Genomic DNA, 26,781 nt, shown 5'->3' with positions numbered 1-26,781 from the left:
CAATCCTTCAATTTTGCAACCATGTCCAACGTTGTTTACGCTTACGATCCGCAGGGGCTACTACAACCTGCTACCGATGTGCCGGCGCATTGGCAGGTGTTAGCCGATTGGCATTACATTCCATTGGAAAATGTGGCGCTGTTGATATGCATGGAAATTCCGCCAGTGCCCATTGCGCATTTGCGTAGTTGGGTTTTGGTGAATGATCCGTTGGCAGATTATTCATTGCAGCATCAATCCACACATGCCCGCTTTTGCGGATGGAATAGTTTTTGGCAACGCCCTTTGTGGGAAATCAGCACCGACCAATCCGGGACCATGAACATCGAAGCGTTGCAAAGCCTGCAAACCTTGCTGGGCAAGCAACTCACACAGGTGGCAGCGCAGCCGGGGCTGATTGCGCCAAGGGTGGTATGCAGTATTATCAACGAAGCTTTTTATGGTTTGGCCGATAATATCAGTTCTGCAGCAGACATGGACATCGCTATGAAACTCGGCACCAATTATCCCAAAGGGCCATGGGAATGGCTCGAAACCATAGGTGCTGAAAAAGTGTGGGCCTTGTTACAAAAATTAAGTGAATCAGATGCCCGCTACACACCACATCCTTTACTTGTCAATCGTGTTGCTTCATGAGTACCATTCTATGTATTGATACAGCTGGTGAACAGGGTATGCTGTTGCTGATGCAGCAGGGTGAATGTGTGGCCATGCGCAGCAACCCGGAGCAACAAACACATGCTGCTTTTTTGCAACCTGCTATTGCCGACATGTTGCAGCAAACAGGTATCGCCATGAAAAATATACAAGCTGTAGCGGTAAGCAACGGCCCGGGTAGCTACACCGGATTACGTGTAGGTTTAGCTGCTGCCAAAGGTTTGTGTTTTGCGCTGAACATTCGGCTCATCACCTTGGGCACACTTGATATTATGGCCAAAGCCATGCATCAATTGCAACCAGCGGCCGATGCCTATTGCCCTATGATTGATGCCCGAAGGATGGAAGTGTTTACAGCATTGTATAATAATGCACTGCAACAACTCCATGCACCTGCTGCTGTGTTGTTGGATGAACAGTTTTTGCAAACAGAAAGAACCACACAACGGATTGTATACGCAGGCAGCGGTGCCGCCAAATGGACGACATTGATTAAAGAAAATAATTTAATAATTAGCGAGGCAGCATGGCGTGATGCCTTTGTAACCCTTGCCGGGCAAGCGTTTCAGCTGCAGCAGTGGGCCGATACCGCCTATGCGGAACCTTTTTATTGCAAAGCATTTTACCAGCCAGTGAAGAAAACGGCGGAATAAGTCGTCTTAATAAACAGGCGTTGAGTGTGATTTCATTTTAAAGTATGCAAAGACATGCAGCTAAGGCTTTGGCTGCCGTTCAATAAACATTTCCTGTTGTTGAATAGATTTTAAAGAAAGTTTATATGAACGGTTCAAATTGCATGGTATAAAACTTTAATTTGCAGCCGCATTGGTAAATGAATATCACACGTCATCACCTGGCTTTTTCCACCTTAACTATGAAAGAAATATGGCTTCAAGCAATCAACACCACCTGGTGCTCTTTCCCGGTACCCGGAAAGAAGTAACCGTTGAGTTACTCACTCTCAAAAAAGCAGACCTCATTATCAGGGCACTCAATCACAAGCTGCGTTTACAAATCATTCGCCTGCTGCACGACAAAGAGGAATTGACCGTCACTGAAATTTATGTGAAGCTCCGTTTGGAGCAGTCGGTTGCCTCACAACACCTGGCACTCCTCCGCAGAGCCGGCATTGTAGAAACCCGTCGCGAAGGCAAATTCATTTTCTACTCAGTAAGCGCCGCCCGAATCGAAGAGATTTTCAAAATCTCCAAATCATTAGTCGGCGGTCGGTAGTCCTTGTCGAACCTCGAGTTCATCAACCCTGGAAAAAGAAGAAACAGCTAATGCAGGCTCAAAAGGCCTGCATTAGTATTTAGTAAACATTTTTCGTCTTTCTTTTGCAACCTTAATTTTTCGATGCATGTATATCCAGCAATTGTACACCAGCTGCCTGAGTGAGGCCGCTTATTATATTGAAAGCAATGGCGAAGCAGCCATCATCGACCCACTGCGTGACTATCGAACCTACACGCAGTTGGCAGCCGATCGCAAGGCTAGCATCAAATACATTTTCGAAACGCATTTTCATGCCGACTTCGTTAGTGGACACATCGACTTATCGAAAGCTACCGGTGCCCCCATTGTGTATGGTCCCGGTACTCAAACCCGCTATCCGGTGCAAATAGCAAAAGATGGCGAATCGTTTCAACTGGGTGAACTCAGCATTGAAGCCCTGCATACACCCGGCCACACCTTGGAAAGCACTTGTTGGTTGCTGCGCAATGCGGATGGTAGTGCACATGCGGTTTTCACCGGCGATACGTTGTTTATTGGTGATGTTGGCCGCCCCGACCTCAGCAGTGGCAACCTGAGCAGCGAAGAACTGGCGGGCATGCTTTACGATTCATTGCAACAAAAACTGGCCACCCTGCCCGATGAGGTATTGGTGTATCCTGCCCATGGCCCCGGTAGCGCCTGCGGCAAAAATCTTGGCCCCGAAACCTTCAGCACCATTGGTCAGCAAAAGCAAACCAACTATGCGCTGCAGGCTGAAAACAAAGCAGCTTTCGTTACAGCCGTTACCACCGGTTTGAAAGATGCACCGGTATATTTCGCGGTGAATGCGGCCATCAATCAAAAAGGTTATGCACCATTTGAAGTAGTATTGGCCAATGGCATGAAAGCGTTGAGCGTAGCAGAAGTAGAAGCGTTGATGGAAGAAGGCAATGCCATTTTACTGGATACCAGAGCGGCTACTGTTTTCACCAATGGCTTTATTCCCGGTTCGGTGAGCATTGGCCTCGAAGGAAGATTTGCAGAATGGGCTGGTAGTTTGCTACCCTTTGATCAATCAATCGTGTTGATTACCGAAACTGGTAAAGAAGAAGAATCTGTGACCCGTTTGGCCCGGGTGGGTTTCGAACAGTTTGCGGGTCATTTGGCTGGTGGTTTTGATAGCTGGTTGAAAGCAGGTAAGCAACTCGATATCATCATCGACATTGAACCCGATGAGTTGGCCATGGACCTGCCACACGACGATAAATTGCTGGTGGTAGATGTACGCAATGAAACTGAATTTGCAGATGGTCATATTGTAGGCGCCACCAATCTTTCACTCAACGATTTGAACGATACCATGCGCATTGCTACGCTTCCCGAAGAAGCGAACATTTACCTGCATTGCGCTGCGGGCTATCGCAGTGTGATTGCAGCTTCGCTCATCAAACGGCAGGGCCTGCACAATGTGCGGAATGTGCTGGGTGGTTACAACGCCATCAAAGAAATCAAAGAAATACCTACAGAAAAAGATACAGCAGCCCTGAGCTAACGCTTGGGGATTGCTGCTGTAGCACGAAGGTTGGCTATAACAAGGCCAACAATCACCACCGTCATGCCAAGGATGTGAATCCAGGTAATTTTTTCGTGTAAAATCAGCACGGCTTCAATACTGCTGAATACAGGAATGAGGTTGCCGAAAATAGCGGTGCGGGCTGCGCCAAGCCTTGCTATGGCTATGTTCCAGCAAAGGAATGAAATTACAGAAGCTCCTGCACCAAGGTAGAGCACGATACCTGCCAACGACCAGCTCCAGTTTACTGTTGCTCCCATGCCCACTTCAAGCAATGCGAAAGGAAGAAGGATGACGGTGCCTATCCAAAAAGTACTGAAGAGGTACGCTTTGGGTGAAATGTTGGCTGGCTTTTTTCGGGTGGCAATATTGTATAAGGCAAAGGATAATGCAGCTGCTAAAATCCACCAATCGCCTTGTGTAAATCTGAAATGCAATAGTACTTCCCAACTGCCCCGGCTCAGCAACAACAAGATGCCGCTGATGCAAATGAGCAAGCCCAGCATACGCCATGCCGGTATTCTTTCTTTTAAAAAAATACGGGCCAGTATAAATGAAAATACGGGTGACGAAGTGGTACCTATCAACGCCAGACTGATGGCCGAAGAAAAATGTCCGGCTACATAGATGAAAGTGTTGAACAAACTGATACCCGTGAATGCGGCAAACGTTACAACAGGCCATGCTTTTTTTATGGCCGTCCAATCTTGCCGGAATGCTGCCCAACCAATGGGCAACATAATAATAGATGCTGTACCCCAGCGTAGCAGCGCCAGCATAAATGGTGGTATATCCTGATTGATAGCCCGGGCTACAATGAAGTTGCCGCTCCACACCAGCGTGGCCAGTACAGCCAGGCCAATGCCTTCAATGGTATGTTGCTTATTACTCAAAACGGGGGCAAATGTACAGGAACGTTTGCTCTGCTTTTACCGAAAGAAAATATCATACGCAAAGCGAATGATAGTACCGGTCACCACCAGTAAAAAGAAAATACGGATGAAGCGGTTGCCTTTGAGCAAGGCCATTTTTGTACCTGCCCATCCACCGGCCATATTGCAAATAGCCATGGGGATGGCCAGCTCAAACATGATATTGCCCGTAAATGAAAAGTAAATGATGGATGCCAGATTGGTAGCGAGGTTAATCATTTTGGCATGGGCACTGGCATGCATAAAATCATGACCAATGATGGTGATGAACACCAACACCAAAAAACTACCGGTGCCGGGCCCAATAAAGCCATCGTAAAAACCAATCAGTAAACCTGCTGCAATGCCTTTCCATAACGCTTCTGTATACGGGATTTCATCGTGTTGCTGCCCCAACGTTTTGCGGGTGTAGGTAAACAAAGCCACCAGCACCAGCACACACAGAATGATGGGTTTGAGGATGCCATTGTTGAGCACACTTACCATGTACGAGCCAAACATGGCTGCACTAAATGCCGCCAGTGCTACCCATACAATCAGCTTCCAGCGGATGTCGATGCGTTTGCTGTATTGGTAGGCAGAAACCGCTGTGCCGCAAAAGGAGGGAATCTTCACCGTACCCAGCAAACTGGCTACCGGTGCGTTCGGAAAAGTGATGAGCATGGCTGGTGTCTGCACCAAACCGCCACCGCCCACTACGGCATCAATAAAGCCGGCGGCAAATGCTGCTATGCAAACGATGATGAGAGAGGAAGCCAATGGGAATTAGTCGAGTGGTTGATTAGTTAATTAGTTGATTGGTTAATTGGTCAATTAGTCAATACATCAGGCTATCATCGTTGCCCAAAACATCATTGCCCACCATTCACCACATACCCACCCAGTTCTTCTGTCCAGTGGGCGAAGTCGTTGTTGTAATCGCCTTTGATGCGTTCGATAGGCGGATTGAAGTAGCCGAATTTCAACTTTGGAAACTCTTCATGAATCAGGTTCATCATTTGCTGCACACCCATGCATTCGCCTGCATCGGCTACGTTGATTTTACCCAGATACCAATCGGGATCAATATTGAAATTGCGCCACTGAATCATGCATAAATCTGTTTCCTTTATCAGTTTGCGCAGCGCCTCATATTCGGCTTCGCTATCCGTCATGCCGGGAAAAACGAAGTAGTTGATGCTTGTCCACACACCATATTTGCGGGCCACTTTCAGGCTTTCTATGATGTCTTCAAACTGGTAATTGTTGGGGCGATAGTACGGCGTGTAAATTTCGCTGCGGGCACTGTTGGTACTTACCCGTATGCTGTCTAAACCCGCCTGGCACAAGGCTTCGACTGCCGCAGGCTTGCTGCCGTTGGTGTTGATATTGATGGAACCTTTTTTGGTGTGCTTCCGTATTTCGATGATGGCATCGCGGATGGTTTCCCACATCAGCAGGGGTTCACCTTCGCAGCCCTGCCCAAAGCTAATGATGGGGTAGGGAGCTGTTTCCAAATGCGGTACGGTAAACTCGACAATCTCTTCCGGCGTGGGTTTAAAAGTCAGCCGGTCTTGCGGACTGGTGATGGTTTCATCTTCGGGTTGAAAACTCACACAACCAACGCAGTTGGCATTGCAGGCAGGCGAGCTGGGCACCGGGCATTCCCAACGGCCCATGGCCATGTTGCGGGCAGCGGGGCAGTTGTAAGTGTTGCAGCAGTTTTCCATCAGGTGCTTCACCAGTCTGTTGTGCGAATACGCTTCCATCAAATGCGTAGCACCGTTGGCAATGGTATCATCATCATACCCGGCGCATTCCTGACGCACATCTCTCTCTACACGCACAGCGGTAACATAAAACTGATCGTTGTACCAGCCGGCTGCTGTATAGCAAAACAGCGGCAGGGTAGGTGCATCGGGTTCGGTTTCGTAAGCGGCCAAAAACAGGTTGGTATGTGCCGGCGGAATGAAAGCAGCCACGGCCCAGCCTTTATCACAAAGACGCATTTCTCCGGTTTCTACATCTATGCCAATGCCTTTGCGGCCGGGCAGTTCGTACAGGTTGCCACCATCGGGCAATACAATCCAGCTTTCTTCGGGTACTTCAAAAGCATCCCAACCACTGCGGCCAATGGCGTAGAGGGTTTGGTCTTCAAAAATGTTGCCGTTGCCGTCGCTGTATAATAGATAGGGCGTCATGATATACGGTGTTTTGCTGTTTTATTTGTTTGCTACAAAATGCTCTCCTTTTGAAAGGAATTTGGTTCAATTAACGGCATCTGTAATTTAACAATGGTGTAGAATTGAAATGCTCGGCAGAGTAAATGGCGATGTTAGTTGATGACTCTACCTCGGTTATCTACTACGAGAGGTTTATTGAATATAAAATGACCTCCGGTTTTTTCCCACACTATCCTGCCTGTCTTAGGTTCGATAGCGCAAAATCTTTTGTTTATACCTTCTCCAACAAACAAAAGATTATTTCCCAAAGTAGGTTCCATACCTCTAAAATTGGACACCTGCCAAACAGCAGAGCCATCTTTAGAATTTAAGGCTTTGAATTTATCATCATATCCAGACATGTATAGTATTCCATCGTGATAAACCGGGTTCTTCTTGAATCCGATGCCATTTTGACTTTTCCAAATTAATACACCAGTATTTGCATCAATGGCATATGCCGAGCCGAACTGCCTGGTAGATGATCCCATATCAAACGATGATAAAATGAATATGGTATCGTTACGGATGATAGGAGTTGATTGTTCCATAGATGCTCTGTCATCGTTAAAGGTCCATTTTAAGTTGCCAGTTTCTTTATTAAAAGCGAATAGCTTTCCATACCTGCTACCAATATAAATATGACCCTTATACAACACGGTTTCTCCTGAATAAAAAAGTGTTTCACTTTGATGAGTACGGTATTCTCTGATCAAGCTGCCTGTTGTTGCATTTAGAGCATACACAATACCATCTGCACCAAAATAGATTATTCCATTATCGTACATGGGCTTACCACTTACATTGCCATATGTGGTGTAAGTCCATTTTAAATTTCCTGTTTCGGCATCCAGCGCAAACAGAAGGTGATTGCTTCCAATGTATACTATTCCATTTTCAACAATAGGAGAACTTTCTATTGCTTGTAATGCTTGATAAGTCCATTTCACTTCACCTGTCATAGAGTTAATGGCATATACTTTTGCGTCGGTGCCACCAATGTAAATAGTATTGTTTTTTAAACAGGCTTGAGAATAGCCAAAGCCTTCGCCCCCTGGTATCGTCTTAATCCAACGCTCCACACCAGTTTTGGCATTATAACAAACAAGTCGCCCGCCGGTATCACCTACATAGACTTTATTTACCTCTTGTGCTTTTACAACCGCAACATAAGAACGGGTGGTACCATCTTCAGCAGTTACATTAAAAACAACAGGATTGGTAAAATCCATAGTAACACCAGAGAGCGGTGAAATTTTTTCTCCCTTATAGGTTATAACCGGTTTGATTCTCGACAAATCTGCATTCGGAGGTAAATAAACCCAAATAGAATCCTTTTCCAGAAATACAGAAACATCTGCTTCGTTGAATGCTGTACTGTCGGACTTAAGAAATTTTACACTCAAAATCTCTTTGTTTGGATCTTTTATTTTATCCTTTCCACATGCAATAATGAAAAATAGTGATGACGATAAAATAAGAAGACTGGTGAGTTTGCTACCGATAAACATAAATGGATGTTTCATGTGTGGTGTTTATATTTTAAAATGCAGTTGCTCTTTGCAATACGCATTGAATTCTGCAATGAGTTCGGGTGATACCGGTTCGTCGAGTTCTTTTTGAATGACTTTGTTGTTGCGCAAATCCAGCGTAAACCAGTTGTCACGAATCACCACATTGTCTATCTCAAACCACTCGTATTTCTTTTTCGGAAAGGAGTTGCGTACCACTTTTTCTTTTGTAAAACCTATTTCGTCGGGAAATTTTACCCAACGTTCTATCACCGACATGATGGCGTACGCAACGCCAATGATGACGTGGTACTTGGCCAGTGGCAGCAACATCCAGGCCATGGCGGCTATCATGAGTTCCATGCGGTAGTTTACCTGAAACGATTTGTCGGCACTGCGAACCCAACCATACAACCACAAACCGATGATGAGTAAAGGTATCACCACCAGCCACAGGTGATTGCCAAACATGCCAATGCGAATGAGGTAATAGAAATGCGCTGTCAAAAACAGCATGAGCAATACCTGACTCACTATGTTGACATATTTAAAGCCCGGCGATTTTAAAGTAATGATGAAATCGAATTCACCCTGTGTATCGATGGCTGCTTGTTCGGCTGGCTGCATAGGCTGCAAATGTACCGGCTATGAGGCAAGTTTACGCTTGTTGCTGGCTCACCATCATGTTGCAGAGTTTCCACAACTGGCGGGCACCCACGTTGGCATCCCATCCGCTTTCGCCAATGCCGATTTCAACCAAATCGAAACCAATGAGCTCACGGCCGCTGGCCAGTAGTTTGCGCAGCAGGTAGTTGATTTCTTCGGTTTCAAAACCGCCATCTACCGGTGTGCCGGTGCGGGGGCACAGTTTTGGATTGAGGCCATCGATGTCAAAACTCAAATGAACTTTCTGTGGCAATTGAGCTATGATGTCGTCGCAGAGCTGCTGCCAGGTGGCGCCTTCAAAGCGGCGGTTTTTGAGGTCGCGGTCGAAAAAGCAGGTAATGCGGTCTTTATGCTCTTGCAGGTATTCCCATTCGCCCTGGCTAAAATCACGAACACCCATTTGTACCACTTTGCTCAGCTGTGGTATTTCTTCGAGGCCATTGTATACCACGCTGGCATGGCTGTATTTAAAGAATTCGTAAGAAGGACGCAGGTCGCAGTGGGCATCAATTTGCAAAATGCCGAATGATTCATGGCGTTCGGCCTGTGCCTTCCAATAACCCAAAGAAGTGCTGTGGTCGCCACCGAGCAGGCCCACCATTTTACCGGCTTTCAACAGGTCGCTGGTTTGCTCGTACACCCAGTTGTTCAAAAAGTCGGACCCTTCGTTGATGTCGCGGATGCTCTTGCACATAAAGCGGTTGGCTTTAATGTCTTCGCCACGAGAAATAAAATCGATGAAGAGCTCGGCTTCTTTGCGCAGAAAGTCACTTTTCAGCAACACTTTACGATCGATGGGCCGCATGTAAAAGCCTTGCTTCCAGGCTTCGGGTGAATCCTGATCAAAAATGTCTACCTGTAAAGATGCTTTGAACACCTGCTCGGCTGCACGGGCAGTGCCGGCGCCAAAGCTCACGGTTACTTCCCAGGGTACCGGAACAATCACCAGTCGGGATTCATCTTCTGTAAAAGGCAATCCGAAAATATTATTGTTGGGATTACCTGCGCAATTGACGTCGAAATTGGATAGGTCGGCCATGTGGCTACTGATAAAGGGGGGCGAAAGTACAAACTAACCACACACCAGCATCCTCATGTGTGCTGCTTGTGTGCCGCAAAGGATTGCAGAATGAACAGCAGCCTGATTTTCAATTCAGAATTTTTTCACCCAAAGGATTGATTTAACATTTGAACAGCGAGTAGCCTGCTGCCGAATCCTTGTACATTTGCCAAAAGAAATGCAGTAGTTGCTATGAAGAAATTGCACATTTTGTTGCTGGTAGGTGTGGCGGTTGCCATTGCGGTGATGATTAGTTTCACTTCTGACCTTACGACTTACGATACCATTGCATCTGCCAAACAAAAGGAAGGCACCTACGTGCACCTCATTGCGAAGTTGGACAAAGCCCAGCCCATTGATTATGATCCTTTGAAAAATCCCAACTATTGCGCCTTTACTGTTGTGGATTCATTGGGCGGTGTAACCAAGGTTATCAGCAACAAGCCGAAACCAGCCGATTTGGAAATGAGCGAAAGGGTTGTATTGAAAGGCCGCATGAAAGAAGACGGTTTTCATTGTGATGATATTTTGCTGAAGTGCCCCAGCAAGTACAAAGATGAACAAGCCAAAGGCCTGCGCCACCCCGGCAGCAAGCAAGAAGGATAAACCATTAATTTTACACTATACAAAGCGACATCTAAAAGGGTGTCGCTTTTTGTTTGCAGCTTATTGAAAAGTTTATTCGTCTAATTCGTAACATTCGTGTAGTTCGTGTATCTTTTTTCGCATTTCCCCAACACATCCACTCTTTAACGATTCATTGCCATGAAGTGCATACCCGTACTTTTGCCACGCATTGCAACCAAATGATTGCAAGCTGCCCGCAGTATGGAATTTGTAGGAGAACACTTATTGCCCGGACAGATCGGGCACTTTATGATTGTCTTGTCGCTGATGTCGGCTCTGTTTGCCAGCATCAGTTTTTTCATGGGGTTTAAAGCTGCCGATGAAAGCAGCCGGCCCATGTGGATGAAGCTGGCCAGAATATCTTTTGGTATCCAAACCCTTTCGGTGCTGGTGTCTTTTTACATTTTGTACTACATCATTACCAACCACTTATTTGAATATAAATATGTGTGGCAGCATAGCAGCAAGGCCTTACCCATGGAGTATTTGCTCAGCTGCTTTTGGGAAGGACAAGAAGGAAGCTTCTTGCTCTGGAGTTTCTGGCATGCCATTTTGGGGTGGTTCATCATTGGCCGTAGCGGCAAATGGGAAGGACCGGTAATGTCAGTCATTAGCTTTGCACAGTTTGCACTGGCAACCATGGTGCTCGGTGTGTACTTCTTTGGGCAAAAAGTGGGTAGTAGTCCGTTTGTATTGCTGCGCAATGAAATGGATGCCCCCATTTTCAGTACTACTAACTACCTCGAATTTGTGACCGATGGCAATGGCCTCAATGCCTTGCTGCAGAACTATTGGATGGTGATTCACCCGCCAGTGCTCTTCCTTGGTTTTGCATCTACGGTGGTACCATTTGCGTATGCCGCAGCGGGTTTGTTAACCAAAGATCATGCAGGCTGGACAAAAGCCGCCCTGCCTTGGGCTTCCTTTAGTGCCGCTGCACTTGGCCTGGGTATAATGATGGGTGCTGCATGGGCTTACGAAAGCCTCACTTTTGGTGGCTACTGGGCATGGGACCCTGTTGAAAATGCTAGTCTTGTACCATGGCTCATCCTCATCAGCGGGTTGCATACAAACCTCATTTACCGTAGTACAGGTTATTCTTTGCGGGCAACGTATTTGTTTTATATCCTTACTTTCCTGCTCATTTTGTACAGCACTTTCCTTACCCGCAGCGGGGTGTTGGGCGATACTTCCGTACACTCATTTACCGGCTCGGGCATGAATACGCAGTTGCTGCTCTTCATCTTTGTTTTTCTGCTGCCTGTGGGTTGGATGTTTGCCCGCCAATACAAGGCTATCCCCAGCATTCAAAAAGAAGAAAGCCTGTACAGCCGTGAGTTTTGGATGTTCATTGGTGCCCTGGTGTTTTTCTTTTCGGCCCTGGTGATTATTGGAAAAACGTCTTTGCCGGTGTTCAACAAAATTTTTGGTACCAACATTGCCCCACCGGAAGATGTAGAGTATAGTCACAACCAGATTCAGGTTTGGGTTGCAGTCATTGTAGGATTGCTGACAGCTGTTACACAATACTTCAAATACAAAGACACGCCCAAAAAGACTTTTTACAGCAAAATGCTGTGGCCTACTGTCATCGCATTGGCCATCAGCCTTACCATCAGCTTTACAGTTGGTGTGGCGTACGATAAAAAAGGCGCTGGTTTCTGGATGGCATTACACATCGCCATTTTCACTGCGGTGTACGCCATAGTTGCCAATGCCGGCTATATCTGGACGGGTATGAAAGGCAAGCTGCGCCTGGCGGGCTCTTCGGTAGCACACGTGGGTTTTGGTATGGTGTTGCTGGGCATTTTGATTTCTGCCAGCAATAAGATTACGCTGAGTTACAATACCACGGGCATATCGCCGCTTCAAATGAAAGATGCCACCGATGTAAACAATAACCCCCGCGAAAACCTGACCCTGATAAAAGGCGTGGCTACTGATATGGGTAAATACATGGTAACCTATACCAAGGATACCGTGAGCCCCTACGACAGCAAACGCTATTTCGAAATCTTGTTTGAAAACAAAAACAAGCAGGAAAAATTTGCGCTGTATCCCGATGTAATCGAGAACAACAAGGGTGGGGAAGGTCTAACGCCCAACCCCGATGCCAAGCATTATTGGAACAAAGACATTTTCATTTACCTCACTTTCCTCAGCGATCCTTCTGCCAAGGCAAAAGACACCACACAGTTTGCCAACAAAACCGTGGTGATAGGCGATACCAGCTTTTACAGCAATGGCATGTGGACAGTGAACCAGCTGGAATTTAATCCACCCGACGAACGTCTGAAAGCATACAAAGGCGATACCGTGTTGGCTGCTGATATTACAGTGATTGCGAAAGATGGCCGGCAATACAAATCACGCCCCGCCTTCCGGCTCAAAAACAATACGTTGGAAATGTTGCCCGACACCGTCATGAGTCAAAGCCTGGTGTTTGCCCTGCGCAAGCCCGGCGATATGGACAAAAAAGAAGTGGAAATCGGCATCAAGGAAAGCAATGCCATTCTCGACTTCGTGACGCTGAAGGCTTACGAATTCCCCATGATTAATGTATTGTGGTTGGGCATTATTGTAATGGTAGTGGGCTTTGTGATGAGTATGTTGCAGCGGCGTAAGCTGGCGCAGCGAAACAATGATTAACGGCGTCTTTCGTTTTTGGTCAGTATATTCAATCTGACAAATGCGTTCGCTTCTCTTCATATCGCTGTTGTGTGTGCTGGGCCTGGCAAGCCGGGCACAATCGCAGCCGCCACCCGTTCAGCATCCTACATACGGGGTGAATGATACCATTGTGGTGTATGCCACGGTAATGGACGATGGAACGCTGGTGCCTACCGCTTGGCTGTTGCCAGTAGAAGTAGTAGGCAAAATGCCCCGCCACCTTGCCCGTCAGCAAAAGAAAATGACCCGGCTGAAAAATGCCGTTTACGTTACCTATCCCTATGCCAGGGAAGCCAGCCGCATTATCAACTACATGAACCGCCGCATGGCCGGCATGAAAGATGAGAGTGAACGACGAAAGTTCATCAAATCGCAGGAAAAGCAACTCAAAGAAGCCTTTGGCGATAAAATCACCAGCCTGAGTGTGTACCAGGGCAAGGTGCTCATGAAACTCATCAACCGCCAAACCGGTGCCGATGTATACGCCATTTTAAAAGAATACAAGGGTGGTGCCAATGCCCGGCTTTGGCAAACCGTGGCTTTTGTATTTGGCAGCAGCCTCAAGCAACCCTATGACCCAACCGGCGAAGACGCTGAAATGGAAGGCTATGTGCGGGAAGTGGAAATGTTGTATGGAGGGTAAGGTTGAGTAGGCTGGAAAGTTGGTAAGGAATTCCCTTTGATTTTCGGTAAGCCGATAGACAAGTTGAAAAAGCTTTGTGACCATTGTGCCTTCTTAGTGCCTTGGTGGATACTACACCACGCCCGTTTTTAGCATTTGACCTGCCAATACTCTACTACCTTTGCGCCCATGAAATTGGATATTCTGGCCATTGCTGCACATCCCGATGATGTAGAACTGAGCTGTGCAGGCACATTGATGATGGAAAAAAAAGCCGGTAAAAAAATCGGTATTGTAGACCTTACCCGAGGCGAACTGGGCACCCGCGGTACCATTGAAACCCGTGCCGAAGAAGCTGCCGACGCCCTTCGTATTATGGGGCTGGATGTGCGGGAAAACCTCGGCATTCCGGATGGATTTTTTCAAAATACACAGCTATACCAACTGAAAGTAATGGAAGCTATCCGGCATTATCAGCCGGAGATAGTGCTCACCAATGCTCCCAGCGACCGCCATCCCGATCATGGTCGTGCTGCAGAGCTGGTGCGTGATGCGGCCTGGCTGAGTGGCCTCCGCAAAATTGAAACCTTTCGCAACGGACAATTGCAACAGGCCTGGCGCCCCACTTATGTGTTCAATTTTATTCAGGACCGCTACCTGAAACCTGATTTTGTAATGGACATTACTCCGGTGATGGAGCAAAAGATAGCTGCCATCAAAGCCTACAAAACCCAGTTTGATACTATCCCCGACGACGAGCCGCAGACCTATATCAGTTCTCCCGGTTTTTTGCAATCCATCATCGATCGCAGCCGGCAGCTGGGTAAGGTGATTGGTGTAGATTTTGCCGAAGGCTTCATCAGTGATAAAACTTTGGGTATCAAATCCTTCAACAGTTTCATCCAAAATGTGACCTAGTGCTTATTTTAGCACAGTTAGTGTTTTTTGTATTTCATCCATAACAGCATCGGCGTGATGCTGCCTTTATTTTAACCGACCGAATGGCAACTCCAAAATTTCCGCATGTAACACCTTCGTTTCATGCAGTGCTCAAGCAACGTGTAAACAAGTATTTCGAAGAACAAAAAAAGTCGACCACCGGCGGTTGGCGTATTCTTTCCAAAGGCATGATACTGGTAGCAGCACTCACTACCACGTATATTGTATTGATGCTGGTGCAAATGCCCGTGTGGGTAGCTCTCAGCCTGAGTGGTTTAATGGGCTTACTCATTGCCACCATTGGTTTCAACATCATGCACGATGGTGGCCACGGCAGCTTTAGTAAATATGCTTTTGTAAACAAACTGGCCGCACTTACCCTCAACATTTTGGGCGGTAGTGCTTTTATGTGGAACCAAAAACACAATGTCATTCACCATGCATATACCAATGTGCATGATGTAGACGACGATTTGGATGCAGGCATCTTTCTGCGCCTCAGTAAGCACCAACCAAAGCTGGGCATTCACAAAGTGCAGCATTTTTACTTCTGGTTTTTGTATTGTCTGCTCTACCTGTTCTGGATTTTTTACTCTGATTTTGGTAAATATTTTTCTCGCCAGATTGGCTCTTTGCCGTTGAAAAAAATGAGCTTAAAAGATCACCTCTCATTTTGGATTGGCAAGTTGCTCTTTGCAGCTGTATTCATGATTATACCCATTTATGTGCACGGTTTCCTGAGCTGGATGATTGGCTTTTTGGTAATGACCATGCTGAGCGGTTTTGTATTGAGCATTGTGTTTCAACTGGCACATACCGTGCAAGACACCGCCTTTCCTTTGGCCAATGAAGTAACCGGCAAAATGGATGATGAATGGGCTGTACACCAACTGAAAACCACTGCCAATTTTGCTACCCGTAGCCGGGTGATCAGCTGGCTGGTAGGTGGCCTCAACTTTCAGGTAGAACACCACTTGTTTCCCCGCATTTCGCACATTCACTATCCTGCTATCAACAAGATTGTGAAAGAAGCCTGTGCCGAGTTCAACGTTACTTACATCGAGTATCGTACGTTGGGTAAAGCAGTAGCCAGCCACGTAGGTTATTTGCGCAGCCTGGGCCAGATGGTGTAGGGGGGATTAGTTAATTAGTTGATTGGTTAATTAGTTGATTGGTTGATGGGGGGCAGCTTCCACAGCCATCTTACCATAGTAAAGCCGGTTTCGAAAGAGGCCGGCTTTGTTGTTTGGATCATTGCTATACATTGATATTCTCTTCTACAGTATGTCTTAATAAGTTGAATTCAGTTATTTGTATGTTTAAGCATGAGTAAGAAGTACGATATCTTTTTAGACTGTAATAAAATTGGAACTACTGAGTTCGAAAAGGCGGATGTACCAATGGGAGTGGTTTTTGGCATATTAAATTTTACAGAGCCCATTTCTGGCTATGCTTTTTTTAAGCAGTACTGCATAGAAAAGAGCATTACAATCGTTGCAGAATTTTCTGAAGAGAATATTATTGAGACATCCACTATTCCTGGTCTTGTAGTAATCAATGAGTCGGGGTTGCAAATAAATGGAATAGGGAATCAAATTTCAGGCATGGATGCTGATGTATTTTTCATTACGATTTATGGCATTTCCTTTCCATTCTATGAGGAAGAGTTTCCCTTACATGTAAAAGCATACAACGAAAAGTTGTAACTTGACCTAGTTAGTTTAATTCCGTTTAATCAATGCTTCAGCAAAAACAATAAAGCCGGCATCAACAGATGCCGGCTTTATTCCTTGAGTCAATTTATGTGGAGCGGGGCATTACTGCCGGCCGTTACCATTTTCTTGCTGTGGGTTCAGGTTGAGCGGATAACCATACACCCCTTCAAAACCAGGATACACACCCTCAAGGCGAACGGTGCCACGGGCACTGCCCAGCAATTTCATCAGTTCTTCTACCGATTTCACAGGCTGGCTGTTTACACTCGTAATTACAAAGTCTTTTTGCATACGGGTATTGCTCAGCAGGCCTTCGCCCAAGCTTACCACCCGTACACCACCGGCAATATTGTATTTCTCGGCGTCCTTTTTAGACACGGTTTCCAGCTGACCGCCGAGTTTTTCTTTCAGGTCGGCGTTGGCATCGTTTTTCACCACATCAGTATTACCGGCACGGTTCTTCAACGTAACGGTGGTTGATTTAGCAGCACCATCTCTTTTAAAGCTGATGGTCACTTTGTCGCCGGGTTTGTAGTTGGCCACCTGTTCTACCATTTCTGAACCGCTGGTTACTTTTACGCCGTTGATGGCAGTGATATAATCGCCGGGCTTAATGCCTGCTGCAGCGGCTGCACCACCTTCGGGCACTTCCCGTACATACACGCCTTCGCCCTGTGCAATGCCTGCTTTGCGGAATTCCTCCTCAGGTGCATCATCGGGCAGGTAGGTAATACCCAAATAAGCCCGCTGTACGGCACCATACTTAATGAGGTCGCCGGTAATCTTACGAACGATATTCACCGGAATAGCGTAGCTGTAACCCGCATACGAACCCGTTTGTGAAGCAATGGCCGAGTTGATGCCAATAAGCTTGCCTTCAGCATCTACCAGGGCACCACCGCTGTTGCCCTGGTTTACGGCAGCATCGGTTTGTATAAAGCTTTCAATAGGCGTGTTGCTCTTGCGGCTGTTGAGGCCCAGCGAACGGGCTTTGGCACTCACAATACCTGCTGTTACCGTTACATCCAGGCTCCAGGGGTAGCCAATAGCCAGTACCCATTGTCCCAGTTTTACATCGTCGCTGTTGCCCCAAACAATATAGGGCAGGTTTTCGCCGGTAATTTTCAATACCGCCAAATCGCTGCTGGGGTCGGCGCCAATGAGCTCGGCCTTGTACGATTTTTTATTGGGCATGGTCACGTTGATTTCATCGGCGTTTTCAATCACGTGGTTATTGGTTACAATGTAGCCGTCTTTGGTAATGATAACGCCGGAACCACTGGCCCGCTGCTCGGGAATGGTCATGCTGCGGGGACCGCCAAACATGTCGCCAAAGAAATCATCGCCAAACAAATCGGCAAAGGGACTGCGCTGCCGCTGCGTGGTTACCTGACGGGCATTGATTTTTGTTTTGATGTGCACCACGGCCGGCGTGGCCGCACCAGCTGCTGCCGAAAAATCGACCGGTGTATTGCCCTGCACACCATTGCCTTCTACAAAAGAGGCATAGTTGGCAGGCATTTTTCCTGATTCCTGATAACCGTTTGAGTTGCTGCTACTGTAAATTTTTCCCAGACCCCAAACGCTCAGCACCGAGGTAACGACGCTAACGCCTGCAATCGCAAATACGGACTTCCAATTCATAGCTTTTCTTTTTCTGTTTATGTTCAAACGAAATGATTCGTAAATCTAATAGTAAATGCATGTCTCTGATGGTGAAAAAAATGCAAATACCATTTTGTTTAACAGCCATAACAACAGCTGTGCCGCTTGGTTGTGGCTGATGATTTGACAGCGGCCGGCTGACAATTGCACAGCAGGGCTTACTGTTGTTGCGGCAATGTTGTCAGAAACTGCATGGTATCTACACCGTCGGCAAAATCGCTGAGGCCCGGCTGCTGTGCCTTGCCAAAAGGAATGTGCTGCTTGCTGCACAGGCATTGCAGGTTGTCGGCCTGTTCTTGCAGAAGGGCGGCTTCATCAATACTGTCGTAAAAACTGTAATGCACCTGACTGATGGGAGAGAAGAGACCTTCGTTTTCCGTGAGCAATACCGTGCCGTTGGTCATGTAAAACTTGTTGTTGAGTAGTAGCAGGCTTAGGTTGTAATCGTAGTTGTTTTTAAACTTGAAATGATCGGCCATCCAGCTGTATTTATCGAGGGCTCGTAGCAGCGGCACAAAATCATAGTTGCGGGGCACGTACAGCTTCGACACGTTGCGGCAACCGAGGCCAAAGTACAGCAGCATGTCATCGGCCAGTCGTTCGAGGGTGGCGGCGTCTTCGCTGGCATCGAGCACTGCTACCGAAGTGCGGTTGCGCCGGATGATGCTGGGATAGTTGCGGAAATAATAATCGAAGTAGCGGCTGCTGTTGTTGCTGCCCGTGGCAATGTAGGCATCGCAGCCCTTTAATTGTTCTGCAAAAATAATTTCATGACAAAAATCAGGCGCCCATTGCTGCAGGGTGGCAACGATGTGTTTCATCAGTATTTCATCCTTCGAAGAAGGCTTCAATACCAGCTGATGACCGGCCAAAATACCACACATCATATCATGAAAACCCACCATGGGAATATTGCCTGCCATCACAATGCCCAGCCGCTGTGGAGCATAGGTGATGCCTTGCGGCAAATACTGATGGGCAAAGGCTTTCAGCGCATCGGGCTGCAAAAATCCGTGGGCAATTCCTGCAGCTGCAGCATCCACAAATTGGGGTACAAACCAGCCGTTTTGAATACCGGCTTTTGTCTTGGTTTCCTGCCATGCTGCGTCGTCCGATAAAAGATATTCACCCAGCTTTACAAGTATTTCTATGCGTTGATGTAGATTCACGGATTGGTTGTTATTTTTGAAGGGACAAAACTAATTTGAAACGAAACTAAACAGTTCACGTTATGGCAATTAAAATAACCGAAGAGTGCATCAACTGTGGTGCCTGCGAACCTGAATGTCCGAACAATGCGATTTACGAAGGCGGTGTAGAATGGGCACTGGCCGATGGTACCACTGTAAGCGGTTCATTTACCCTGTTAGATGGCAGCAGCATGGATGCCAACCAAAAGAATGAGCCACTGAGCACCGATACCTATTACATTGTTCCTAACAAATGCACCGAATGCCAGGGCTTTCACGAAGAGCCCCAGTGTGCCGCTGTATGCCCTGTAGACTGCTGCGTACCCGACGAGGCTTACGTAGAAGCAGTAGACGAACTGATGGCGAAAAAGAACGTTTGCACAGCTAAGCCTGTTGCAAAAATAATTTGATGCAAATACTTGTGGTTACACCCGGAGCGGTAGTAACTTTAGTACATCAAAAGAAGGGGTAACACCCTGTACATCGGCGGGTGATATGTTCCGTCAATGAAGCTGAAGGTTTCCGCCTTCAGCTTTTTTGTGTTGGTGGGTTGGTTGGTTGGAATGTTGGTAAGTTGGCAGGTAAAGGCATGCTGAGAAACGAAGCAACAAGCTTTCGCTGTTCGGGATTTGCAATCCCGAACATATTACTGCCGCTTTGAAGAAATAATGTGCTGATACATGCTGCGTTGGATTTGCCATCCACCACACACTTTGCCGTTCGGGATTTGTAATCCCGAACATTTCAATGTTATCTTCAAGCATGCCATTTGCTTATGATATCAAAGATCAGGGAGCACTGCACTTCCTCACTTTTACGGTGCATCAGTGGGTTGATGTATTTACCCGACAGCAATATGCAGCTATTTATCTCGACAGTCTTCTTCATTGCCAGCAAGAGAAAGGGTTGCTGATATACGGTTGGGTGGTCATGACCAATCATGTGCACTTGATGGCGAGAGCTACGCAAAATAATTTGAGTGACATCATTAGAGATCACAAAAAGTTTACCGCCAAAAAAATAGTAGCTGCCATTGCAGCCAATGAGCGGGAAAGTAGAAGGGAGTGGCTATTGCAGCTGTTGCAGTACAATGGGCATGTATGGTTTTGGGAAGAAGGCTACCATGGCGAAGCTGTTTACAGTGAGCCTTTCTTTTTATCGAAACTGAATTACCTGCACCAAAATCCTGTAAGGGCTGGGATAGTAGATAAAGCAACAGATTATTTACAAAGCAGTGCGGCTGATTATGCAGGCATAAGAAAAGGGAGGCTGCCCATATTTGGGTTAGCGTAGCGGATTAAAAATCCGCCGATACGGCTTCGGGATTGCAAATCCCGAAGAGCGGGGGTGATATGTTCCGTCAATGAAGCTGAAGGTTTCCGCCTTCAGCTTTTTTGTGTTGGTGGGTTGGTTGGTTGGAATGTTGGTAGGTTGGCAGGTAAAGGCATGCTGAGAAACGAAGCAACAAGCTTTCGCTGTTCGGTATTTGCAATCCCGAACATATTACTGCCGCTTTGAAGAAATAATGTGCTGATACATGCTGCGTTGGATTTGCCATCCACCACACACTTTGCCGTTCGGGATTTGTAATCCCGAACATTTCAATGTTATCTTCAAGCATGCCATTTGCTTATGATATCAAAGATCAGGGAGCACTGCACTTCCTCACTTTCACGGTGCATCAGTGGGTTGATGTATTTACCCGACAGCAATATGCAGCTATTTATCTCGACAGTCTTCTTCATTGCCAGCAAGAGAAAGGGTTGCTGATATACGGTTGGGTGGTCATGACCAATCATGTGCACTTGATGGCGAGAGCTACGCAAAATAATTTGAGTGACATCATTAGAGATCACAAAAAGTTTACCGCCAAAAAAATAGTAGCTGCCATTGCAGCCAATGAGCGGGAAAGTAGAAGGGAGTGGCTATTGCAGCTGTTGCAGTACAATGGGCATGTATGGTTTTGGGAAGAAGGCTACCATGGCGAAGCTGTTTACAGTGAGCCTTTCTTTTTATCGAAACTGAATTACCTGCACCAAAATCCTGTAAGGGCTGGGATAGTAGATAAAGCAACAGATTATTTACAAAGCAGTGCTGCTGATTATGCAGGCATAAGAAAAGGGAGGCTGCCCATATTTGGGTTAGCGTAGCGGATTAAAAATCCGCCGATACGGCTTCGGGATTGCAAATCCCGAAGAGCGGGAAGTTTCTTAGGAGCAAAAATGCTCAAATTTAGCAGTTCAGCCCGCATTACGCTTATACAATGTTGGCGGTAGTTTTTTTTATTCAATTCTCCTTAATACCCCCTTTAATTTTGCTTCAACTCCAAGATTATCAAAAAGTTTTTCAGTCAATGTTAATGTCTTCTTGAAAGCTGTTTTAATATCTGTCGGATCTAATTCTGATGTTGTCTCCTGAAATAACGAATACCAATCTGGGTCTATGTCTTTTTCCAAGCTTTTTGTTGGACTTTCCCAATGTTTGGTTTGGTATGTTTCAATTCTTATTAACCAAAGTAAATATTTTTGAACATTTGATAAGCTTTGGTAAGCGTGAGCAAATTCCTGTCGTTTAATTAAGTTGCTTGTTGTAAGTAAAACATTCAACAATGATTGGCTCAACCACAGGATATTTTCATTTGTTGTTCGATCAGGTACTTTAGTTTTTATTTCTTTGAGCGTGTTAGTCAATAAATCTTCTTTATCTACTAAAATCATCTTGTCAAAGTCGCTAAACTCTACCAAACCGTCCCACGATTTGATAACTTCCATTTGGTCGTTTGTCAAAAAATGAAACTCCCCCCTTATCATATTTTCAAAAATGGCAACTTCACTTCCATACTCGTTGGTAAAATATAATGCCAAAGGATGAATTTGGCTTACCCAATTTTCAGCGGAAAATTTTTCTTTATCCTTCAAGAAGATGTAGAATTCAATATCTGAATATTTGTCCCCTTCATTTTTGGTAAATGACCCGTACATAAATACGGCAGAAATATTTTTATCATTTTGAGCTATTGACTTTGTTTTGTCAATCATTTGTAACTGTGTCATTTTCTAATTTTTTAATATTAACAATCGCCCTTTCTACTTTGCGTATTAAAGGATATTTCAATTCTTATTCTATCTTACAGTTACTTATAGCTTCATTTTCTTGAATGTTTTTCGTTGTTAATTGTTTCTTCAAATTACCGCCAACGTTCGAGGCTTGCCGCAGGGCTGGGATTGTTGCTGTGTCCGCCCGGCAACTAAAGCCGATTAAAAAACTGATGCTGAAGTTAACAACTAAAAGTCAAATAGAATTCGGTCAAGCCCGATATTAGCTGATAGTAGTACAACTGATGATTGTTATTCCGTCCGCCAGCCTTGCGGCAAACCTTTTGTTGCCTGCTGCCTTTCTTATCTTACGCTGTCACCATTTTTCTTTTTTGTTTTCTGTCAAGTAACCATACAATTGTCCAATAAATTGGTAGAAGAATTGGATAAAACACAATCACTAAAAATACATAACCGTGATGTCTGCCTGCATTTTCGCCAATTACATTGTCTATTAATTCGTATGAATATATATAACTCAATAAAATTAAAAAAGGAATTACTAAACTTCCTAAAATGACTACAGGGGAATATTTCTTATTAATAAACTGTCTGCGATACTTAAGAACAAAGAAACAATGCAAAGCAAACAATAGTATGCCTGCAATTATTGAAAGTCCAAACGGTTGAATAGTTATTAAAGCTTTTGCAAGGTTGTTTGCTTTTGGGGTGTAAGAGAATTCAAGGTACTCGTCAGGCAGTTTACTAAATGTCCAACTACTCTTCGCCTGAAATGCTTTTTCAACTGGTTGTCCAATATTTGTTGAAAGCTGTCTTACTGAACCGTTTTGTTCAACGCTGATATTTAATACTCCAAAGGATTTCCAAAATTTAGCAGGTGTCAATGAATAGCGAAAACTGTATTCCTTTATCCATCCAGAAATGTCTGTCCAAACATTGGCTGTATATTCTACTCTTACCTTATGAATTCCTTTAGCAATGTCAGTTTCAAAGTATTTAAGGTCATTTAATTTGTAAACAAATCCAGAATTTTCCCACCAGTAAATTGTCACTTCATCTCTTTCATTTTTTCTGTTATCATCATCTTTCAAACCGCTAAATCCTGAAAAAGGCGAGTTGTTAAAATGAGTATATTTTTCTGGAATATTTTGAATGTTAACTCTTTGATTATCTACCCAAACAAAAAAACTGTCTTTGTAATCTTGAGCATAAAATAATAAAGGAATTTGTCTGCCTGTCAAATCGCTTTGGATTGTGTATTCAACTATAAACTTGGCGGTCTTAAAATCTTTGTCAATTTTAATTTGGATGTTTTCTGAAAGAATATTTATGTCCTTGCTTGTAAAAGCAGAACTTGTCATTGTGCCTTCCCAAATTGGTGATGACATATTTGCTTTGCAAAATTGTCCAGTTAGTAGTAAGATTATTAGAATTCTAATTTTCAATTTATCTGTCAATATTTGTAGGGTGTCCAATAAGGTTGCAGGCAACGTCCGACAGCTTTGCGATGGGCTGGACTTCTGTGTTTCGTCTGCCGATACAATAGCTGATTAGAATTACTAATGATGAAAATAAGAACTAAAGTCGAATAATGAATGTCCAGCCGATAACTGCCGGCGAATAAAGATTTGTTGCCGATTGCTCTTCCGTCTGCCAGCCTATTGCAAAACTGCTGTTAGGCGTAGTTTAACGTTTGTTGTTGTAGCCTGGCATATAAGTCCAACCTTCTTCCTGTGTATTCGTGACCGTGTCTGGCACAGGGTAGTCCAACAGCAGCTTACTGTTATTTGGATTTTTAGAGGAAAATTCAACATAATATCTTCCGCCGTTAGCAACGACAGATTTTTCAAATTGGGCTGCAATCATTTCGTTTCCAGAATATTCAGTCATACCTACATTATAAGTAAATTCAACAGTCGGCTGGGAGCTTTTGATATTGTGATGTGTTTTGCCTGTCACTCCAATTGTGTATTTGAGATTTGCTTTTCTGTCTGCGGCATTTGCTTTTAAACGTCTACTATTATAAAAAGCAAAAACAATCAATGCTAAGACCACAACAATTGATGAAATAATTTTGCCTTTGTGCCACTCTCTTGTACCATCTTTCCAAAAGTTTTGCATTAAATCGTCCCAGAGGGTCATGCTGTAGAATTGTTTGTTCCTGTGTCGCTAATTGGATGGTTGCAAATTACGCCCAACGTCCCGCGGCTTTGCGACGTTCGCAGGATGTGGTGCTGTATGAAGATAAGGCTGCTGGCGAATGTTGCAAAACCGCAGTTGCCTGCAGTGGCCAACCGTACTGCCAGGAAAATACCCGTCGGGCTATTTGTGCCAATGGCTGATTGGCGAAGTCGACCAACGGGATCGGGGGAGGGAGCTACCGTATTTCTACGGGATTTACCGAAGCCACCGGCTCAGGTATTGACAATGTCAATGCCAGCCTTTAGCTTCGCCTAAGCTGCTGAAGCGATTCGCTTCGAAAACGCCGGTTTTCAGCAAATCTCATTTGCGCAGCTTAACCGGCAAAATCCATTGCCCCATTTTGCCTCCCGTAAATCAGCTGAAATACACCCCCGATTTTCCGGCAAACGGAGTAAGCCATTGCGGCGCAACGTTAAAGCATTTGTGTTTGTGGCGGAATTTGAAATCCGTCTGCCTGGTACAAATGCTGATGTAAAATACAAAAGTTCATTGTTTATTCCATTGCTCAATTGATAACGTCGGGCTGAAGCAGAAGCTGATAGTAGCACACAGTTGAAGCGGCGTTATCAGTCCGCCGACATAACAGAAATGCAATGTTACATGCCGTTTTTATCATGTCATTTGTAGCGTTGACCTAAAATATTCATTAATTCAACAATCCCATGAAATGTTCCATCAAAATATTTTGCGTCACGGAAACTGGGAATAAATACTGTGTCAATTATTTGTTTGGTTTCCTCGTCAGTCAGTATTTTTTCAATTCCATAACCATTTTGAATTCTCATTCGTCTGTAGCCTCGTGAAATACCAATTGTCACCCCATTATTTTTACCTTTTTGGCCAACACCCCATGTGTTTCCGAAATGTAAAGTCAATGCATCAAGGCTGTCTTTTGTCGTCATTGAAGTGTCAATAGTGATAACGGCAATTTGTATTGTCGTTTTGTTTTCAAATACCTTAATTAAACTGTCAAGAATTTCTTCTTCTCTGTCACTGTAAATATTCTCATAGTCGTTTACATATCCAATGGGCTTTGGCAAGCTGTCCCAAAATAATTGTCGAAATGTTTTAGGCTTGTCAATAGTTGTATTCTTGTCCTTGTCCTTTTGAACTTGGCATGATGCAGTTGTTGTAACTGTCAAGGTGAAAAATGTCAGAATGCTTAGATATTTAAGAGGTGTCATTTTAAAATGGCATGTAACGGCCAGGGCTTTGCGTTCGTGGCGGTCTCAGGGAACCTCAGCCCAGCCCTGGTTTAAAGATGATTAGAATTACAGCGATCAGGGTTTAGGCGTCAGCCGCCATGACGCAAAACCCAGTGTTAGTAGCCGTTTTTTGTCGGCCCGTTTCTAATAACTTTCAATCTTGTATAACGAAAAACCTTTTCTGCTTTTGGGTCTCCTTTGGTCGGATTATAACCAGTCGGATAACCTGCATATGAAATAATTTGTCCAGTTACTTGAATTTGTAAAGGAAGGTTGTTGCCTTGCCACAATTTGTCAGCATTGATAAGTTTATCAGTTGCTGGCTCTAAAAAATAATATTCTCTTACAGTATCTGCCGATGATTTTGTATCACTCCATTGCGCACAGGTACATTCTACTGCGTTGTATGATAAGTTAAGTGTCGTGTCGTCTTTTGCTGAATATTCAATATCCTTTTTGAACACATCAATCTTTGTATAACGAAAAACTCTCGCTTTGTCCAACTGTTCCTCCCCTTTAGTTGTTCCTTTTGGATAGTCGGGTCTTACATAAAATTGTCCAGTAACTTTTATAAAGTGTCTTCCTGGGTCAAAGTACATAGGAAGTTCTAAATCTTTGTTTGCCGGCTCAATAAAAATACAATGCTCTGCAAGTTTATCATCTTCGTAGTTTTTAAAATCATCAGGTGTTACCCAATTAGCACAAGCACAGCCCCAAACAATATAACTCATCTCTAAAGTTTCTATCTTGCCGTTTAAAGTATTTGATGGATCAGAAATGTCTTTCTCTTCTGAACTTTGTCGTACCAAAGTGTCGTTTGGGACTGCGGTTTTGTCAAGTTTGTTTTGGTTAGTCGTACAAGCCGTAAAAAGCAATATGATTGGTAAGAGTTTCTTCACTTGTAGGGTGTCTGTAAAATGGCTACTAACGGTTCTCGGCTTTGCGAAGTGGCGGATTTTCAGCACAAATGTTCAATTGAAAAACTGAACTTGAACCTTGCACTAAACTGTCATAGAAGCACTTAACCCGCCATTTTGCAAAACCGATGTTAGCGGTTCGGGCTTCTTTTTTGACG

28 protein-coding genes are annotated in these 26,781 nt (G+C 44.9%); 13 read left to right on the top strand and 15 right to left on the bottom strand.

What is annotated here, in order from left to right; genetic code table 11:
• Positions 1–21 precede the first annotated feature (21 nt).
• From GLV81_RS10570 to GLV81_RS10555, 4 genes are all read left to right on the top strand, one after another.
• Positions 22–636 carry a 3-hydroxyacyl-CoA dehydrogenase family protein gene (locus GLV81_RS10570; protein WP_157478839.1) on the top strand — a complete coding sequence of 205 codons (615 nt, stop codon included), beginning with the start codon at positions 22–24 and terminating at the stop codon, positions 634–636.
• Positions 633–1,310: a tRNA (adenosine(37)-N6)-threonylcarbamoyltransferase complex dimerization subunit type 1 TsaB gene (tsaB, locus tag GLV81_RS10565; protein WP_157478838.1), complete on the top strand. Its 678-nt coding sequence runs from the start codon at positions 633–635 to the stop codon at positions 1,308–1,310. Before GLV81_RS10570 ends, tsaB begins: the two co-directional genes overlap by 4 nt.
• Positions 1,311–1,542: 232 nt before the next feature.
• Positions 1,543–1,890, top strand: coding sequence for an ArsR/SmtB family transcription factor (locus tag GLV81_RS10560; protein WP_157478837.1), 348 nt, complete (start codon positions 1,543–1,545; stop codon positions 1,888–1,890).
• Positions 1,891–2,017: 127 nt separating this feature from the next.
• Positions 2,018–3,424, top strand: coding sequence for an MBL fold metallo-hydrolase (locus tag GLV81_RS10555; protein WP_157478836.1), 1,407 nt, complete (start codon positions 2,018–2,020; stop codon positions 3,422–3,424).
• Here GLV81_RS10555 and GLV81_RS10550 read toward each other — a convergent pair.
• The 6 genes from GLV81_RS10550 to GLV81_RS10525 all read right to left on the bottom strand — a co-directional run bounded on the left by GLV81_RS10550 (position 3,421) and on the right by GLV81_RS10525 (position 9,794).
• Positions 3,421–4,338, bottom strand: a complete 918-nt coding sequence (locus GLV81_RS10550; RefSeq protein WP_157478835.1) for a DMT family transporter — start codon at positions 4,336–4,338, stop codon at positions 3,421–3,423. The two genes, GLV81_RS10555 and GLV81_RS10550, sit on opposite strands and share 4 nt — an antisense overlap.
• 36 nt (positions 4,339–4,374) lie before the next feature.
• Positions 4,375–5,136 (bottom strand): sulfite exporter TauE/SafE family protein, encoded by a 762-nt coding sequence (locus tag GLV81_RS10545; protein WP_157478834.1) that lies wholly within the window; start codon positions 5,134–5,136, stop codon positions 4,375–4,377.
• A 92-nt stretch (positions 5,137–5,228) separates the two neighbouring features.
• A complete protein-coding gene (locus GLV81_RS10540; RefSeq protein WP_157478833.1) occupies positions 5,229–6,557 on the bottom strand; it encodes a radical SAM family protein in 1,329 nt (442 codons plus the stop codon).
• Between the two features lie 134 nt (positions 6,558–6,691).
• Complete coding sequence (locus tag GLV81_RS10535) at positions 6,692–8,104, bottom strand: outer membrane protein assembly factor BamB family protein (RefSeq protein ID WP_157478832.1); 1,413 nt, start codon at positions 8,102–8,104, stop codon at positions 6,692–6,694.
• Positions 8,105–8,113: 9 nt separating this feature from the next.
• Positions 8,114–8,716, bottom strand: a complete 603-nt coding sequence (locus tag GLV81_RS10530; RefSeq protein WP_157478831.1) for a hypothetical protein — start codon at positions 8,714–8,716, stop codon at positions 8,114–8,116.
• A gap of 31 nt (positions 8,717–8,747) precedes the next feature.
• Positions 8,748–9,794: an arginase family protein gene (locus GLV81_RS10525; protein WP_157478830.1), complete on the bottom strand. Its 1,047-nt coding sequence runs from the start codon at positions 9,792–9,794 to the stop codon at positions 8,748–8,750.
• A gap of 213 nt (positions 9,795–10,007) precedes the next feature.
• Between GLV81_RS10525 and GLV81_RS10520 the strand changes: the two genes are divergently transcribed.
• From GLV81_RS10520 to GLV81_RS10495, 6 genes are all read left to right on the top strand, one after another.
• Positions 10,008–10,421: a cytochrome c maturation protein CcmE domain-containing protein gene (locus GLV81_RS10520; RefSeq protein ID WP_157478829.1), complete on the top strand. Its 414-nt coding sequence runs from the start codon at positions 10,008–10,010 to the stop codon at positions 10,419–10,421.
• A gap of 222 nt (positions 10,422–10,643) precedes the next feature.
• The gene (gene ccsA, locus GLV81_RS10515; RefSeq protein WP_157478828.1) at positions 10,644–13,091 is read left to right on the top strand and encodes a cytochrome c biogenesis protein CcsA; all 2,448 of its coding nucleotides are present in this window, start codon (positions 10,644–10,646) and stop codon (positions 13,089–13,091) included.
• 40 nt (positions 13,092–13,131) lie between these two features.
• A complete protein-coding gene (locus GLV81_RS10510) occupies positions 13,132–13,755 on the top strand; it encodes a DUF4294 domain-containing protein (RefSeq protein ID WP_157478827.1) in 624 nt (207 codons plus the stop codon).
• 168 nt (positions 13,756–13,923) lie between these two features.
• Entirely contained in the window at positions 13,924–14,652 is a 729-nt protein-coding gene (gene bshB1, locus GLV81_RS10505; protein ID WP_157478826.1) for a bacillithiol biosynthesis deacetylase BshB1, read from the top strand.
• A gap of 83 nt (positions 14,653–14,735) precedes the next feature.
• The gene (locus GLV81_RS10500; RefSeq protein ID WP_157478825.1) at positions 14,736–15,806 is read left to right on the top strand and encodes a fatty acid desaturase family protein; all 1,071 of its coding nucleotides are present in this window, start codon (positions 14,736–14,738) and stop codon (positions 15,804–15,806) included.
• 192 nt (positions 15,807–15,998) lie between these two features.
• The gene (locus tag GLV81_RS10495; protein ID WP_157478824.1) at positions 15,999–16,379 is read left to right on the top strand and encodes a hypothetical protein; all 381 of its coding nucleotides are present in this window, start codon (positions 15,999–16,001) and stop codon (positions 16,377–16,379) included.
• A gap of 111 nt (positions 16,380–16,490) precedes the next feature.
• Here the strand turns inward: GLV81_RS10495 and GLV81_RS10490 are convergent, their stop codons facing one another.
• Together GLV81_RS10490 and GLV81_RS10485 are read right to left on the bottom strand one after the other, a co-directional pair.
• Complete coding sequence (locus GLV81_RS10490) at positions 16,491–18,032, bottom strand: trypsin-like peptidase domain-containing protein (RefSeq protein WP_157478823.1); 1,542 nt, start codon at positions 18,030–18,032, stop codon at positions 16,491–16,493.
• Positions 18,033–18,211: 179 nt separating this feature from the next.
• Positions 18,212–19,222, bottom strand: coding sequence for an acyl-CoA reductase (locus GLV81_RS10485; RefSeq protein ID WP_157478822.1), 1,011 nt, complete (start codon positions 19,220–19,222; stop codon positions 18,212–18,214).
• A gap of 62 nt (positions 19,223–19,284) precedes the next feature.
• On the opposite strand from GLV81_RS10485, the gene GLV81_RS10480 reads away from it, so the two are divergent.
• Positions 19,285–19,653 carry a 4Fe-4S dicluster domain-containing protein gene (locus tag GLV81_RS10480; protein ID WP_157478821.1) on the top strand — a complete coding sequence of 123 codons (369 nt, stop codon included), beginning with the start codon at positions 19,285–19,287 and terminating at the stop codon, positions 19,651–19,653.
• 93 nt (positions 19,654–19,746) lie between these two features.
• Here GLV81_RS10480 and GLV81_RS10475 read toward each other — a convergent pair whose 3' ends face one another.
• Complete coding sequence (locus GLV81_RS10475; protein WP_157478820.1) at positions 19,747–20,007, bottom strand: hypothetical protein; 261 nt, start codon at positions 20,005–20,007, stop codon at positions 19,747–19,749.
• Here GLV81_RS10475 and GLV81_RS10470 point away from each other — a divergent pair.
• On the top strand, positions 20,006–20,536 hold the full coding sequence (locus GLV81_RS10470; RefSeq protein ID WP_157478819.1) for an REP-associated tyrosine transposase: 531 nt from the start codon (positions 20,006–20,008) through the stop codon (positions 20,534–20,536). The genes GLV81_RS10475 and GLV81_RS10470 overlap by 2 nt on opposite strands.
• Positions 20,537–20,603: 67 nt before the next feature.
• Here GLV81_RS10470 and GLV81_RS10465 read toward each other — a convergent pair whose 3' ends face one another.
• Complete coding sequence (locus tag GLV81_RS10465; protein ID WP_157478820.1) at positions 20,604–20,864, bottom strand: hypothetical protein; 261 nt, start codon at positions 20,862–20,864, stop codon at positions 20,604–20,606.
• On the opposite strand from GLV81_RS10465, the gene GLV81_RS10460 reads away from it, so the two are divergent.
• Positions 20,863–21,393: an REP-associated tyrosine transposase gene (locus tag GLV81_RS10460; RefSeq protein WP_157478819.1), complete on the top strand. Its 531-nt coding sequence runs from the start codon at positions 20,863–20,865 to the stop codon at positions 21,391–21,393. The genes GLV81_RS10465 and GLV81_RS10460 overlap by 2 nt on opposite strands.
• Positions 21,394–21,525: 132 nt before the next feature.
• Here GLV81_RS10460 and lnu(I) read toward each other — a convergent pair whose 3' ends face one another.
• From lnu(I) to GLV81_RS10435, 5 genes are all read right to left on the bottom strand, one after another.
• Entirely contained in the window at positions 21,526–22,296 is a 771-nt protein-coding gene (lnu(I), locus tag GLV81_RS10455; protein ID WP_157478818.1) for a lincosamide nucleotidyltransferase Lnu(I), read from the bottom strand.
• 350 nt (positions 22,297–22,646) lie between these two features.
• Positions 22,647–23,687 carry a hypothetical protein gene (locus GLV81_RS10450; RefSeq protein WP_157478817.1) on the bottom strand — a complete coding sequence of 347 codons (1,041 nt, stop codon included), beginning with the start codon at positions 23,685–23,687 and terminating at the stop codon, positions 22,647–22,649.
• Positions 23,688–23,985: 298 nt separating this feature from the next.
• Positions 23,986–24,441, bottom strand: coding sequence for a hypothetical protein (locus GLV81_RS10445; protein WP_157478816.1), 456 nt, complete (start codon positions 24,439–24,441; stop codon positions 23,986–23,988).
• Between the two features lie 677 nt (positions 24,442–25,118).
• Complete coding sequence (locus GLV81_RS10440) at positions 25,119–25,643, bottom strand: TPM domain-containing protein (RefSeq protein ID WP_197428221.1); 525 nt, start codon at positions 25,641–25,643, stop codon at positions 25,119–25,121.
• 179 nt (positions 25,644–25,822) lie between these two features.
• Positions 25,823–26,605 (bottom strand): hypothetical protein, encoded by a 783-nt coding sequence (locus GLV81_RS10435; RefSeq protein WP_157477716.1) that lies wholly within the window; start codon positions 26,603–26,605, stop codon positions 25,823–25,825.
• Between the last annotated feature and the right edge of the window lie 176 nt (positions 26,606–26,781).

Origin of the sequence: Phnomibacter ginsenosidimutans (genome assembly GCF_009740285.1) — a bacterium.
GTDB classification, from domain to species: domain Bacteria; phylum Bacteroidota; class Bacteroidia; order Chitinophagales; family Chitinophagaceae; genus Phnomibacter; species Phnomibacter ginsenosidimutans.
This window is presented reverse-complemented; position numbering and strand designations above follow the sequence as displayed.